Origin of the sequence: Corynebacterium tuingiense (assembly GCF_046718165.1) — a bacterium.
Lineage (GTDB): Bacteria > Actinomycetota > Actinomycetes > Mycobacteriales > Mycobacteriaceae > Corynebacterium.
In genome coordinates, this window is record NZ_CP177101.1 from 912,879 (window position 1) to 926,300 (window position 13,422).

11 protein-coding genes and 1 tRNA gene are annotated in these 13,422 nt (G+C 62.2%); 6 read left to right on the forward strand and 6 right to left on the reverse strand.

The window, feature by feature from the left end:
* Positions 1–8 precede the first annotated feature (8 nt).
* Positions 9–590 (reverse strand): hypothetical protein, encoded by a 582-nt coding sequence (locus tag ACLI1T_RS04395; protein ID WP_411703124.1) that lies wholly within the window; start codon positions 588–590, stop codon positions 9–11.
* Between the two features lies 1 nt (position 591).
* Positions 592–1,581, reverse strand: a complete 990-nt coding sequence (gene selD / locus ACLI1T_RS04400) for a selenide, water dikinase SelD (RefSeq protein ID WP_411703125.1) — start codon at positions 1,579–1,581, stop codon at positions 592–594.
* A 76-nt stretch (positions 1,582–1,657) separates the two neighbouring features.
* On the opposite strand from selD, the gene ACLI1T_RS04405 reads away from it, so the two are divergent.
* The 3 genes from ACLI1T_RS04405 to selB all read left to right on the forward strand — a co-directional run bounded on the left by ACLI1T_RS04405 (position 1,658) and on the right by selB (position 4,889).
* Positions 1,658–1,752: transfer RNA gene (locus tag ACLI1T_RS04405), tRNA-Sec, on the forward strand.
* Between the two features lie 23 nt (positions 1,753–1,775).
* Positions 1,776–3,104 (forward strand): L-seryl-tRNA(Sec) selenium transferase, encoded by a 1,329-nt coding sequence (gene selA / locus ACLI1T_RS04410; RefSeq protein ID WP_411703126.1) that lies wholly within the window; start codon positions 1,776–1,778, stop codon positions 3,102–3,104.
* Positions 3,105–4,889 carry a selenocysteine-specific translation elongation factor gene (gene selB, locus ACLI1T_RS04415; protein WP_411703127.1) on the forward strand — a complete coding sequence of 595 codons (1,785 nt, stop codon included), beginning with the start codon at positions 3,105–3,107 and terminating at the stop codon, positions 4,887–4,889.
* A 14-nt stretch (positions 4,890–4,903) separates the two neighbouring features.
* Here the strand turns inward: selB and ACLI1T_RS04420 are convergent, their stop codons facing one another.
* Positions 4,904–6,028 carry a hypothetical protein gene (locus tag ACLI1T_RS04420; RefSeq protein WP_411703128.1) on the reverse strand — a complete coding sequence of 375 codons (1,125 nt, stop codon included), beginning with the start codon at positions 6,026–6,028 and terminating at the stop codon, positions 4,904–4,906.
* Positions 6,029–6,313: 285 nt separating this feature from the next.
* Here ACLI1T_RS04420 and ACLI1T_RS04425 point away from each other — a divergent pair, with 285 nt between their 5' ends.
* Both ACLI1T_RS04425 and zupT read left to right on the forward strand, forming a co-directional pair.
* Positions 6,314–8,197, forward strand: coding sequence for a BCCT family transporter (locus tag ACLI1T_RS04425; protein WP_411703287.1), 1,884 nt, complete (start codon positions 6,314–6,316; stop codon positions 8,195–8,197).
* Positions 8,198–8,232: 35 nt separating this feature from the next.
* On the forward strand, positions 8,233–9,030 hold the full coding sequence (zupT, locus tag ACLI1T_RS04430) for a zinc transporter ZupT (RefSeq protein WP_411703129.1): 798 nt from the start codon (positions 8,233–8,235) through the stop codon (positions 9,028–9,030).
* A gap of 1 nt (position 9,031) precedes the next feature.
* On the opposite strand, the gene ACLI1T_RS04435 is transcribed toward zupT, so the two are convergent.
* The 3 genes from ACLI1T_RS04435 to ACLI1T_RS04445 are packed head-to-tail and all read right to left on the reverse strand — an operon-like array spanning position 9,032 to position 11,241.
* Positions 9,032–9,973, reverse strand: coding sequence for a DUF808 domain-containing protein (locus ACLI1T_RS04435; protein ID WP_411703130.1), 942 nt, complete (start codon positions 9,971–9,973; stop codon positions 9,032–9,034).
* 3 nt (positions 9,974–9,976) lie between these two features.
* Positions 9,977–10,513: a DUF402 domain-containing protein gene (locus ACLI1T_RS04440; protein ID WP_411703131.1), complete on the reverse strand. Its 537-nt coding sequence runs from the start codon at positions 10,511–10,513 to the stop codon at positions 9,977–9,979.
* The gene (locus tag ACLI1T_RS04445; RefSeq protein ID WP_411703132.1) at positions 10,513–11,241 is read right to left on the reverse strand and encodes a hypothetical protein; all 729 of its coding nucleotides are present in this window, start codon (positions 11,239–11,241) and stop codon (positions 10,513–10,515) included. The genes ACLI1T_RS04440 and ACLI1T_RS04445 overlap by 1 nt, the downstream gene beginning before the upstream one ends.
* A 269-nt stretch (positions 11,242–11,510) precedes the next feature.
* Here ACLI1T_RS04445 and typA point away from each other — a divergent pair, with 269 nt between their 5' ends.
* The gene (typA, locus tag ACLI1T_RS04450) at positions 11,511–13,421 is read left to right on the forward strand and encodes a translational GTPase TypA (protein ID WP_284769917.1); all 1,911 of its coding nucleotides are present in this window, start codon (positions 11,511–11,513) and stop codon (positions 13,419–13,421) included.
* Position 13,422: the final 1 nt, after the last annotated feature.

Below are 13,422 nucleotides of genomic sequence, written 5' to 3' on the forward strand. Positions count from 1 at the left end.
AGCCAGGTTTAGTCGAGGTTGGCGAAGGAATCGGCGAGCTCTTCGCCGATCTCCTGCATGCGCGATTGCTCCGCCTCTAAGGACTCGGAATCGCGGTGGAGGTAATAATTCACCGCCGCGTCATGCACCGTGGTCACGCAGGTGGTCGAAATGGCATCCTCGACTTCCCAGGCGGAGCAATAAAAATGCTGGTCCGCCGCGGTGAAATCGAACGGCTGATATTCATTTCCCGCGCGGCCTTGGGCGGCATTTTGCTTGTCGATGTCCTCATTCACCAGCTCCAAGTAGCGCTCTGCCGCCGCATCTGGGTCATCGGGGCACACGGCCTCATTATCGGACTCGTATTTCGTGCCCAGCACGCTAACCTTCTCCGGTGAATTGCCGCCATAGAGCACGGAAAAGGAGTCATCCTCATCGCTGGTGGAATCGGGATCCTGGTTAGCGCCGATGAGAGTGTCTGGCAGGGATGTGCGCAGCTCCGATAATTCGATGGGCGAGCAGCCGCGGTTGGTGCTTCCGTCGGCGCAGGCGACAAGGCCCGCGCCGAGGGCGAGGGTGGCAAGGGGTAGGCTAAAAATGCGGTGGTTCATCTTAGGAAATGGTGATGTAGGAATCGTTAGAAAGCGGTGTCGTGCGACCAATAACGGGGTAGCCCGGGGCCTCGCCGATGATGAGGAGGCCGCCGGAGGTTTGGGCATCGGCAAGCAGCACTAGCTCTTCCTCCGTAAGGGAGGAGGGCTGCAGGTGTGGGCGCACCCAATCCAGGTTGCGGCGCGATCCGCCCGGGATAAAGCCCTCCGCGAGGGCGTCGGTGGCACCGTCCACGGTGGGGATCGCAGAAAAGTCCAGCTCAGCCGATACGCCAGAAGCGCGGCACATCTTGTACAGGTGTCCCAGCAGCCCGAACCCAGTGACATCGGTGGCCGCTCGCGCACCGGTGGCAACGGCGTCCTGGGCGGCCTGGCGGTTGAGCGCGGTCATGGAATCGATGGCGGCCTGGGATACCTCGCCGGTGGCCTTGTGCTTATTATTCAAAATGCCCACGCCGATGGGCTTGGTCAGCGTAATGGGCAGGCCGGCCTCGGCGGCATCGTTGCGCATGAGCTTATCGGGATCGCCGATGCCCGTCGCCGCCATGCCGTACAACGGTTCTGGGGCGGTGATGGAGTGGCCGCCGGTAATGGAAATGCCCGCCTCGGTGGCTTTATCCATGCCGCCGCGCAGCACCTCGCGCAGGACGTCCAAGCCAAGCTTTTCATTGGGCCAGCCCACGAGGTTGATGGCGGTAATGGGGGTGCCACCCATAGCGTAGACATCAGAAAGCGCATTGGCTGCGGCAATCTGGCCCCAGGTATAGGGGTCATTGACCATGGGGGTGAAAAAGTCCGCGGTAGAAATCACGGCGACGCCGTTGTCGATCTTGACCGCTGCGGCATCATCGCCATCGTCGAGGCCGACCAAGACATTAGGATCGGCCTTGCCGATGAGCCCTTCTACCGCCGATTCCAATTCCCCGGCGGGAATCTTGCAGGCGCAGCCGCCACCGGCGGCGAAAGAGGTTAGATTAATCTGCTCCGTCATGGTGGTCATTTTACCCGCCGGAAAGTGGTGGGGCGGCGGCGGTGGGCCGCGCGCGGGATCTGTAAAGTAGCCAGGCGGAGGCGTACGTGTCCTGGTGGGCGCCCCGGTCTTCAAAACCGGTGAGGCCGAGCATCTCGGTCTGGCAGGTTCGATTCCTGTCCGTCTCCGCCAAAAGCGTGCAAGGAGGAAAACGAGTGCCGAGCCATAACGCTGGTCGCCCCGCGAATAATGCCCGTGATCCCCGCCGGAATTTACCCCGCATGGATGAGCTCTTGCGGCTCCCCGTGGTAGAAAGCGCGCGGCAGACACTCGCCGAACACGCCATCCGCGCCACGATTCAAGGCGTGCTCTCCGCCGCCCGCCGCGGGGAGGTGCCCGTTGCCGGCGTGGAGGAAGAAATAGTGCAAAGGCTGGCAGACCACAGCACCCATTCCTTGCAGCCGGTCATCAACGCCACCGGCGTGATTATCCATACGAACTTGGGCCGCGCCCCGCTGCCCGCAGCCGCGATCGACGCGTTGCAGGACGCGGCCGGATATACCGACGTGGAAATGGACCTAGACACCGGGCGGCGCTCGTCCCGGCGCGGTGCCGGTGCCACCCAGGCGCTTTTGGCGGCCTGCCCCGGCGCGGAGGACGCGCTGGTGGTCAATAACGGTGCGGCGGCCTTATTGCTGGCCACGGCCGCGCTGGCCCCGGACAAAGAGGTCATCATCTCGCGTGGCGAGCTGATAGAAATCGGCGCGGGGTTCCGCCTGCCGGAGCTTATTGAATCCACCGCGACGCGCCTGCGCGAGGTGGGTGCGACCAACCGGACGCACCTGCACGATTATGAAGGCGCGCTGGGGGAGGAGACCGGCGCGATATTGAAGGTGCACCCGTCCAATTTTCGGATAGAGGGGTTTAGCTCGTCGGTGGGCGTGGGCGAGCTGGCGCAGCTGGCGAAGAAGCAGGGTACACACCTCATCGTGGATCTCGGCTCGGGCTTGCTCACCCACGATCCGGTGCTGCCAGACGAGCCCGATATTCACGCGCAGCTGAAGGCCGGGGCGGATATCGTCATCGCTTCTGGCGATAAGCTTTTGGGCGGGCCGCAGGCCGGCATCTTATTGGGCACTAAGGACGCGATTGCGGCGGTAAAAAAGCACCCGTTGGCGCGGGCGGTGCGCATTGATAAGCTGCGGCTTAATGCCCTGGAGGCGGCTATCACGACGCCCGCCAATGCGGTGCAGCAGGCCCTCCACCTTGACCCGGCGCGCCACCGCGCGCGCACCGAGGCCATCGCCGCGGCGGTGGGTGGCGAGGTTGTTGACCACGCTGGCCGCGTGGGCGGGGGAGGAGCCCCCGAGTACCCGTTGCCCGGCGTCGCGGTATCCCTGCCGGAGGAACTTGCGCCAAAGCTGCGACGGCACACCCCGCCGGTGGTGGCGCGCCAGCACCAAGGCCGCTGCCTCATTGACGTGCGCTGCGTGCCTGAAGCTCAGGACGAGGTGCTCATCGCGGCTATCCGGGCGGTGATGTAGGTGTACGTCATCGCGACCGCCGGCCACGTCGACCACGGCAAATCCAGCCTGGTGCGCGCCTTAACGGACATGGATCCGGATAGGTGGGCCGAGGAAAAGCGCCGCGGGCTGACCATTGACTTAGGCTTTGTGTGGACGTCGCTGCCTTCCGGTGCGGACGTGGCCTTTGTCGATGTCCCCGGCCACGAAAAGTTCTTTGGCAATATGCTCGCCGGGGTGGGGCCTGCCTCCGTGGTGCTCTTCGTGGTTGCCGCGGACGAGGGCTGGCAGGCCCAATCCACCGACCACCGCGACGCGCTGCACGCGCTGGGCATCGAGCACGGCAGTATCGCCCTGACCCGCAGCGACCGCGCCGATGAAAAGCGCCGCGCGGAGGTCACCGCCCAGGTGCGCACGCAGTTTTCTGCCACGCCGCTTGCCGATGCCCCCATTATCCCCGTCTCCTCCCACACCGGCGAGGGCCTAGCGGAACTGGGTGGGGCGCTCGATGACTTGGTGGCCCGCGTGCCCGCACCCGACACAGACGCCCCGGTGCGCCTGTGGATCGACCGCGCCTTTAGCGTCAAGGGCGCGGGAACCGTGGTGACCGGGACGCTGAGTGCTGGCACGCTGCGCACCGGCGATGCCCTGGTGCTCTCCACCGCGGCAGGGGACAAGCGCGTGGAGATCCGCGGCCTGCATAGCGAAAATACCGAGCAGGAATCCTTGGGCCCCGTAACACGTGCCGCGGTCAACCTGCGCGGGGTCGATGCCGCCGATATCCACCGCGGTGACCTGCTGCTTAGCCCCGATGCATGGCGCGGCGTCGATACCGTCGACGTCCACCGCACCTTTGGCGCCGCACTTGATGAGCTGCCCGATAACCTCGTGGTCCACTGCGGTACCGCCGGGGTAGAAGCGCACCTGCGGCCGCTGTCAGCGGATTTTGCCCGCCTGCGCCTATCGCGCGCTCTGCCGCTTGTCATCTTGGATCGCCTAGTTGTCCGCAGCCCCGGTGGCCGACATGTCAGCGCCGGCGTGGAGGTCATCGACGTGCGCCCGCCGGAGCTAGACCGCCGCGGTGCCGCCCGCAAGCGTGCCGTGGCATTGGCGGAGCACACCTCCTTCCGCAATCCTTCTTCCTACTTACAGCGCGTGGGTTATGCCCGGCGCGCGGACCTTGCGCTCGATGGTTATGACACCGATGCCACGCCGTCGGGTATCATTAACTTTCAACAGTGGTGGATTGCCGCCAGCCAGGTAACGCGCTGGAAGGAAGCGCTGACTACCGCACTGCAGGAGCACGCCGCGGCAAATCCGCTCGCACCGGGCATGCCGCGCAAGGCGGCACTCGATGCCTTGGGACTTAAGGAAGAGAGGCTGCTGCGCCTAGCGGTGGCCGCTGCCCACGCGGAAGAATCCGAAGGCCTTATCCGCCTGCCTGGCCACACCGTGGATCTTGGCGCCGCCGAGCCTGGCGTGGCTAAATTGGAGCGCAGGTTAGAAACTGAACCCTTTGCCGCACCGGAGGCATACGATCTTAAAGAGCTGGGACTGAGCGAGAAAGAACTGGCCGCCGCCGAGCGGGCCGGGCGCCTATTACGCCTGAAAGACGGGATCATCCTCTTACCGGTCGCGCCGGGCAAGGCGCGGGAGCGCCTCTCACAACTCGAGCAGCCCTTCACCCTGTCCGCCGCCCGCCAAGCGCTAGGGACCACCCGCCGGGTGGCCATCCCGCTGCTGGAATACCTCGATGCCCACAGCATCACCCGCCGGGGCGAGGGCGGTAAGCGCACGCTGCGCTAAGCACATGCGGCCTACTATTTGCGGTGATTTCCGCCGCGTGGGCGGGACTGCTCGCGCGCCACGCGCCGGGCACGCACGCGGGCGGATTCGGAAGAAAAGCGGCCCGGTTCCTCAGACACGGGAAGAGCGCGCCAGCTTAAATTCTGCGAACCAGGCATGGACGAGACCAGGTCGGCCAAGCCGCTGCTAGCAGGTGGTGCCGCAGCCTCGTCTTCTTTGCGTTCCTTGGTGTTTTCCTCCGGGGCAGCGCTGGGTGTTACGGGTGAGGTTGTGGCAGGGGCTGGCTCCTGGGTGGTGCTCGGGCTGACCGGGCGACGCGAGCCGGTAGGGAGATCGCCGATAATGTCGCTTGACTCCAGCGCGAACTCCCATTCCTCGGGTGGGGCTGGGGTGGTTGGGCGTGATGTGGAGCCACCGGGAAGCGCGGTGCGGCCAGATGGCACGCGCAAAGGCGGTACGGCCGCGGCGAATAATTCGGTATCTGTGGCATCCACTGCAGGGACATCGACCGCGATCATCCCACCGCCGCTATACGCACGGGCGGCCAATGCTGTACCGGACTCTTGCGCCGCCGCATACGCGGTGCGCAGGCCCGGCAACTGGCTCAATGCCCCGCATGGGCCCAACACAGTATCGCCACACGAGGCCACGACCGCATCATCGATGACCTTGAGCGTGACAAAAAACTGCTGGGTATCAAGGTGAGATAGCTGCGAATCCGTCAGGTCTCCCGCCGCAGGATCAACGACCGCGCCGTGGCCGCCGTTAAGAAGCGCCGATTCGGGCGGCTGGTCATTGACCGGTAGCAGCCAAGGCCACAGCCCGAGGGAGAGAGCAACCTCGAGTTCGCCATCAACAATGCCGACCGTGGCCACCGTCTGCGGGGTCGCCTGTGAGGGCTTCAACCGGTGCAGATCCGGGTATTCGGCTGCTTCTACCGCATCGAGAAAACCGATAAAACCAAAGTCCGAACGCACCCGCCAGCCATTGGAATAGGTATCGGGCTCTAAAGAGACATCGATAAGAGCAGGCTTATTACCCACGCCAGGAATGCTCAGCACCGTGCCGGAGATGACATGTTCCAAAATGGCGACGTGTTCGACGCCGAAGTAACTGGTAGCAAGCGGGTAGGGCACCATAGGCAGACAGTAACTCCAAAGCTTTAAAGCGGGCGTAACGTACGGAGTTCATTTTACGCATGTGGGGGGTAAAACATCGCTTAGTCGGTGGTTTGAGGCAATGTTCGTTAACGTATTAATGATTCCCACAAGTTGAATAGCGAATAATAAAATAGGAGTAGGGCTTTGTCATCAAATTCATCGCGCCGGCCCGATAGCGCAACCACCAGTGGGCTGGAAAACGTTAATAATACGGAAGAAAGCCAAAAGCGCGTGCGCGGAGCCAAGCGCATCCTGCACGACATCATGTATCCGCACAATATTCACCCCGCCCTGGTCCCAGGCGTGTCCATTGAAGACCAGAAGGTTAAATACAGTGTGGATAAGACCATCTTGGGCGTCGTCGGCGGCCTCGTCATCGCCTTCGTGGTCTGGGGCGTGCTCGCCCCCGAACAGGTTTTTAATACCTCTTCCACGGTCCTTGACTGGGTCATGCGGAACCTAGGCTGGATCTTTACGGCACTGGCCACCTTCCTGATGTTTCTGCTGCTGATTCTAGCTTTTTCCAAGTACGGGAAAATCCCACTCGGCGTGGATGGTGAAAAGCCGGAGTTTTCCACGATTAGTTGGGCCGCCATGCTCTTTGGCGCGGGCATCGGCATCGGGCTTATCTTCTTCGGACCCTACGAACCGCTTACCCATTATCTCTCGCCGCGCCCTGGTGCCTATGAGGCCGCCACCGATGAAGCGGTGCTAGGCGCGCTGGCCCAATCGGCCATGCACTGGGGCCTTAATGCGTGGGCCATCTACGCCATCGTTGGGCTGTGCGTGGCCTATGTATCCTTCCGTCGTGGCCGCGTGCCCCTGATGAGCTCTATCTTGATGCCGCTTTTTGGCAACCGTTCCACCGATTCCACACCGGCGCGCACTATCGATGGCCTGGCTATCATCGCCACCCTCTTTGGTACCGCGGCTACTTTGGGCATTGGCGCGCTGCAGATCGGCCGCGGCGTGGAAATCGTCAGCGGCTGGTCCACCGCCGGCAATACCGCGGCGTTGGTCATCATCGTCGTGCTGTCCATCGGCACCATCTTTTCCGCCGTATCCGGCGTGGCCAAGGGTGTGCGATGGCTATCCAATATCAACCTGGCATTGGCACTGGGGCTGGCCATTTTCTTCTTCGTGATTGGACCCACCGCGTTGATTGCCAACATGCTGCCTGCGGTAGTCATCGAGTACCTTGATAAAACCCCCGAAATGCTTTCCGCCAACATGGGAGAAAGCGAGGACATGGTGTCCTTCCTTTCCTCATGGACTACGTTCTACTGGGCCTGGTGGGTATCGTGGTCGCCGTTTGTGGGCGTGTTTGTGGCCAAGATTTCGCGCGGGCGCACCATCCGCCAGTTCGTCCTTGGCGTGCTGCTCATTCCTTCTGCCATTGTCATTGCGGCGTTTACTATCTTGGGCGGCACGACCATTTGGCTACAGCGCCGCGACGGCGATATCGCCCCCGATGGCACCATCGACTCCATGCCGGCCGCCGAGGATATTTTCTTCAACGTGCTAGACCATTTCCCAGGCGCTGACTGGATGGCTCCGCTCATCATCCTCATGCTGGTCGTATTTTTCATCACCACCGCGGACTCAGCCTCGCTGGTTAATTCCCAGCTCACCCAGCGCGGTAACCCGCAGCCGAAGCCCATGGTCACCGTCTTTTGGGTGATCTGCATGGCGGGCATCGCGGTGGTCATCCTCATGTCCGGTGGTGAAAACGCGCTGCGAGGCCTGCAAAACCTGATCACCATTACGGCGCTTCCCTTTGCCGTCATCATCGTGTTGATGTGCATTGCCCTCATTAGGGAATTGCGCCACGATCCGGCCTCCATCCGCCACTATTACGAGCACCAGGCCGTCTCCAACGCGGTCATCCACGGCGTGCGCGATTATGGCGATAACTTTGCTCTGTCGGTCGAGCCCACCGAGGGAGACTCTGATTACGCCACCGGTGGCGAATTTGATTCCACCGCCGCCGAGGTCACCGAGTGGTACGCCCGCACCGATGAGGAAGGCCACGCCGTGGGTTACGACTACTCGGCCGGCCGCTACGTGGACGATGATCCTTCGGTGGCTGATGGTGAGTTCGTATCCGGCTCCGCCGAAGACGATTCACAGACCCCGCCCGCTCATTAAGAGATCGAAATTTAAGTCAGGTACAGTCACAGACCATGACCTTGTCCACGTTCGCCTTTGCCTTTGGATTGGTCCTGCTGTCGGGTCTGTCCACCTCCATAGGCGGGGCGCTGGCGGTGGGAAAGCGCCAGCCAGGGCCCGCCTTTATGGCCGGCGCCTTGGGACTTTCGGCGGGTGTGATGCTCTATGTTTCCTTCATGGAAATCCTGCCGGAGGGCATAGATCAGCTTGGCGATGCCCTCGGAGGCGAAAAAGCCGGCACTTGGGCCGCGGTAGGGGCCTTCTTCGCCGGCATTGCGGTTATCGCGATCATTGACCGGATAGTGCCAGAAGAGATCAACCCGCATGAACCGGGCACAACGGAAGAAGACGCCCGCCGCGGCAGGCTAATGAAGACGGGCGTATTTACCGCAGTCGCGCTGGGCCTACACAATTTCCCGGAGGGCTTTGCCACCTTTTTATCGGGGCTCGAGTCCAAGGAGATTGCGGTGCCGGTGGCCGTGGCGATTGCCATTCACAATATCCCGGAAGGCATCGCCGTCGCGGTGCCACTGCGGGAGGCGACGGGCTCGCGCAAGAAGGCCTTTTGGTGGGCCACGCTTTCTGGCCTGGCAGAACCAGTCGGTGCGCTCATCGGCTTTGGCCTGCTCCTACCGGTATTGGGGTCGGCCACGATGGGCATTAGCTTTGCCGCCGTAGCCGGCATTATGGTGTTTATTTCCCTCGATGAGCTGCTTCCCACCGCGGAAGAAACCGGCGAGCACCACTACGCCATTTACGGCCTTATCGCCGGCATGGCCATTATGGCGGTTTCGCTCATGTTGTTTATGTAAGTTAGCTCTGCGCCGTTGAGGTGGCAGAAGGCGAGCCCACAGAGGCCTTGACGGCCATGACGATGCTGGCGATGACAAGGCCGAGGATGAGTCCGCACACCATGGACAGGCCGGTTTCAGCCAGCCAGCTCAGCGCGCCATTGTGGATGTGTTCAGTAGCGGCCTCAATAAGCCCGTGCGGCTGGTCCACCCCGAATTCGTGCAGACCGGTGGTGACGATATGCCCGCCTACCCACAACATGGCGGCGGTACCGATGATGCCGATGATATCGAGCACGATGGGCATGCCCTTGACCAAAGCATTGCCTAGCGGGGAGTTGCCCGCGCGGCGCTGGGTGAGGGCCAGGCCGATGTCATCCATTTTGACCAGCAATCCCACGGCACCGTAGACACCGAGGGTCAAGATGATGCCGACGGCGATGAGCGCGCCGAGGCGCAGCCAGAAGGGTTGGTCGATGACCTCATTTAAAGAGATGACCATGATCTCGGCAGACAGGATGAGGTCGGTCGTGATGGCGGATTTCACCAATGAGTCTTCGGCTTCGGGGCCCTGGTTTTGTACGGTCTCGGATTTCTCCTCGTGGCTGGGCAGCAGGTGGGAGAGTATCTTTTCTGCGCCTTCGAAGCACAGGTAGGTTCCACCGCACATCAAGATGGGCGTAAGAGCCCACGGCGCGATCCAGGACAGGATCATCGCGATGGGCAAGATGATGACGAGCTTGTTGATGAGCGAGCCCTTGGTGATGCGCCAGATCATCGGCAGCTCGCGCTGGGGCTTGATGCCCTCGACATATTGCGGGGTCACCGCGGCATCATCGACGACGACGCCGATAGCCTTCATGGATGTCTTGCCGCCTAAGGCGGCCACATCGTCGACGCTGGAGGCGGCGGCGCGGGCTATCACGGAGACATCGTCAAGCAGAGCAAAAAGGCCACCGGCCATGGCTTATCCTTCGGGGCTCAGGGTTATATCATCAGACCAAGACAAGTCTATGCCGTGGTGGGCAAGCCAGGCCATAGCATCGTCGCCGTGGCGGGTAATGCCTTCGACCGCGTTCAGGGTGGTGTCGATGGCGAGCTCGGCGTCCTCGGCGGAAATGAGGCCCGCGGAGGTGGCTGCAGAAAGCTCGTCGATATCGAGCACAGTGACGGGGTCGCCGGTAGTGGTCACCAGGTCGACGTAGAGATCGCGGGTGATCCACTCGGTGCCCTGGCGCTGGATCTCGGCGACGTCGATATAAAAGTCCTGCTCCACCTCGATGCCGGGGCGGAAGTGGAAGATATTCGCGCGCAGGTTCAGGCTGGGCAGCAGCCAGGATTCGAGGTACCCAAAGCGCGGGTGATCGGCGCCGCGTGCCATATACAGGCCAAACTCGGTTTCGGTATAGGTATCGACTTGGCGCAGGTAGCCCTTGGGATCGGTATTGGTGAAGGCCGCAGTATTAAAGGTCTCCTGTTTGACTGGGTGGAGATCAACGGCCATTACTTCACCTCTAGGAAGGCGGCGGTGGGGACGAAATCGCAGCGTGCCTCGGTGGTATTAACGGAACCGGAAAGCAGGGCAACGACCAGGCCCTTGCCTGTGTGGGCCGTGCCAGAAAGCGTTGTGGGCCCATCCTGGTTGATGCCGTTATTGTGCAGCGGGGTAATGCCGCTTTGCAGGGTATTGATATTAAACCACTGCACATTCATGCCTCCTTGGTCCGGTGCTGCCGGTGGGGTGCCCAAGGCGGTAAAGAGGAATACGGTTTCGCCCTCGCCGGCGCCGGGGGCAGGAATTTCCGTAGGGCCAGGTACCGCGATGGCAGAGCCTGTGGCGGCGTTGGTGCCACCGATGCAGTGCGCCGAGACGGTAGGCCAATAAAACTGCCGGAAGTGTGGATTATCGCCCTGCGGCATAGCGACACCGCCACTACCGTCGCCGTTGCCGGCAAAGAAGTCCAAGGCAGACAAGATAGCATTGCGGGCCTCTTCGGGGATCCACGGCTGCGCGGCAAAGGCGCGCACGCGGTCTTGGGCCTCCTGAGTGGGGCGGCCGAGCTCATCCAACGGGCTGGCAGGCATGTGCTGTTGTGCCAGGGAGGAGAGATCCGGGGCGAAGGCCTGCGCGGGCGCTACCAGGGGAGAAGCGAGGCCAATAAGTGCGGCGGTGGCAGCGGCGATGTAACCGGTGCGCCCGCTTAGGCGCCAAGAAGTTTGGGCGTGGCTCACGGTATCAGGTCCTTATTGTCTCGCGGGGAAAGTAGTATAGCCCCATTGGTCACAGCAGTAACAGTAATAACTCTAGTAACGATAGTGATCCGCTGGGAAGTGTCAAGTAGTAGGTCGTTTCAGGCGCGCGTGACGTTACGGGGTTGCCTGGGTCGCGTCTTGGCTCCCCAATGCTGCACTATGCCCTGTTAGGGGGTATCGTAGGACGTCGTTCAAGAACATTTCTCGCGCACCAGCGCTTGTAGATCCTCCGAAGGAGAACCCAACTAGTGAGTAATACCGAGTTCCGTAATGTTGCCATTGTCGCGCACGTTGACCATGGCAAGACCACGTTGGTCAACGGCATGCTGGAGCAGTCCGGCGCCTTTGGCGAACACGGTGAGCACACGGACCGCGTCATGGACTCCAACGATCAGGAGCGCGAGCGCGGCATTACCATTTTGGCCAAGAACACGGCCATCCGCCGCCAGGGTCTGGGCAAAGACGGCGCAGACCTCATCATTAACGTCATCGACACCCCGGGCCACGCCGACTTCGGCGGCGAGGTCGAGCGCGGCATTTCCATGGTGGACGGCGTCGTGCTGCTTGTCGATGCCTCTGAGGGCCCCCTCCCACAGACCCGTTTCGTCCTGACCAAGGCGCTAGAGGCCAAACTGCCGGTCATCGTCTGCGTGAACAAGACCGACCGCCCCGATGCCCGCATCGACGAGGTTGTCACCGAGTCCCAGGACCTGCTGCTGGAAATCGCAGCTGGCCTCGAGGACGAGGAAGCCGCAGCCGCCGCTGAAGAGCTGCTCGATCTCCCGGTTCTGTACGCCTCCGGCCGCGCCGGCGTTGCCTCCACCGAGAACCCGGGCGATGGCAACGTCCCCGATAGCGAGGACTTGCAGGCGCTTTTCGATGTCATCTACAACGTCCTGCCCGAGCCTTCCGCTACCGTCGATGCCCCGCTGCAGGCGCACGTCACCAACCTTGACGCCTCCGACTTCCTCGGCCGTATCGCGCTGCTGCGCATCTACGCCGGCCGCATCAAGAAGGGCCAGCAGGTGGCCTGGATCCACTACGATGATGAGGGCAACCAGCACACCAAGACCGTCAAGGTTGCCGAACTACTGCGCACCGTCGGCTTCGAGCGCCAGCCGGCCGAAGAGGCCATCGCCGGCGATATCGTCGCCATCTCTGGTATTTCCGATGTCATGATTGGTGACACCATCGCAGATCCGGAAAACCCAGAGGCTCTGCCGCGCATCACCGTTGACGAGCCGGCCATCTCCATGACCATCGGTGTGAACACCTCGCCGATGGCAGGCCGCGGGGGCGGCACCAAGTTGACCGCCCGCATGGTCAAGGCCCGCTTGGAGCAGGAGCTTATCGGTAACGTCTCCCTGCGCGTGCTGCCCACAGAGCGCCCAGATACCTGGGAGGTTCAGGGTCGCGGCGAGATGGCTCTGTCCGTGCTCATCGAGTCCATGCGCCGCGAGGGCTTCGAGCTGACCATCGGTAAGCCGCAGGTTGTTACCCAGCAGATCGATGGCAAGACCTACGAGCCTTACGAGATCCTCACCATCGACTCCCCGTCGGAGCACCAAGGCGCCATCACCCAGCTGCTGGCTTCCCGCAAGGGCCAGATGCAGTCCATGGACGTGCGCGAGGGCGACTGGGTGCGCATGATCTTCCGCGTTCCCGCCCGTGGCCTCATCGGCTTCCGTACCCAGTTCATGACCGAAACCCGTGGCGCCGGCATCGCCAACTCCATCTCCGATGGCATCGATGTCTGGGCCGGCGAAATCAAGTCCCGCGCAACCGGCTCCTTGGTGGCTGACCGCACCGGCCAGATCACCCAGTACGCACTGATGCAGCTGGCTGACCGCGGCAACTTCTTCGTCGAGCCAGGTGCTGAGGCCTACGAAGGCATGGTGGTGGGTGCCAATAACCGCGATGAGGATATTGACATCAACATCACCAAGGAAAAGAAGCTGACCAATATGCGCTCTGCCACCGCAGACGCCACGGTCACCCTGGCTAAGGCCCACACGCTCTCGCTGGAAGAAGCGCTGGAATTCTGTGGTAACGACGAGTGCGTCGAGGTTGCTCCAGACGTGCTGCGCGTGCGCAAGCTCGAGCTTTCCGCCACCGACCGCAAGCGCGCCGCTTCCCGCGCTAAGCAGATGAAGAAGTAAT

Bases quoted from the DNA above. Each gene is read 5' to 3' on its own strand.
- ACLI1T_RS04395 (WP_411703124.1), bottom strand. From the start codon at position 590: ATGAACCACCGCATTTTTAGCCTACCCCTTGCCACCCTCGCCCTCGGC.
- selD (WP_411703125.1), bottom strand. From the start codon at position 1,581: ATGACGGAGCAGATTAATCTAACCTCTTTCGCCGCCGGTGGCGGCTGC.
- ACLI1T_RS04420 (WP_411703128.1), bottom strand. From the start codon at position 6,028: ATGGTGCCCTACCCGCTTGCTACCAGTTACTTCGGCGTCGAACACGTC.
- ACLI1T_RS04425 (WP_411703287.1), top strand. From the start codon at position 6,314: ATGTATCCGCACAATATTCACCCCGCCCTGGTCCCAGGCGTGTCCATT.
- zupT (WP_411703129.1), top strand. From the start codon at position 8,233: ATGACCTTGTCCACGTTCGCCTTTGCCTTTGGATTGGTCCTGCTGTCG.
- ACLI1T_RS04435 (WP_411703130.1), bottom strand. From the start codon at position 9,973: ATGGCCGGTGGCCTTTTTGCTCTGCTTGACGATGTCTCCGTGATAGCC.
- ACLI1T_RS04440 (WP_411703131.1), bottom strand. From the start codon at position 10,513: ATGGCCGTTGATCTCCACCCAGTCAAACAGGAGACCTTTAATACTGCG.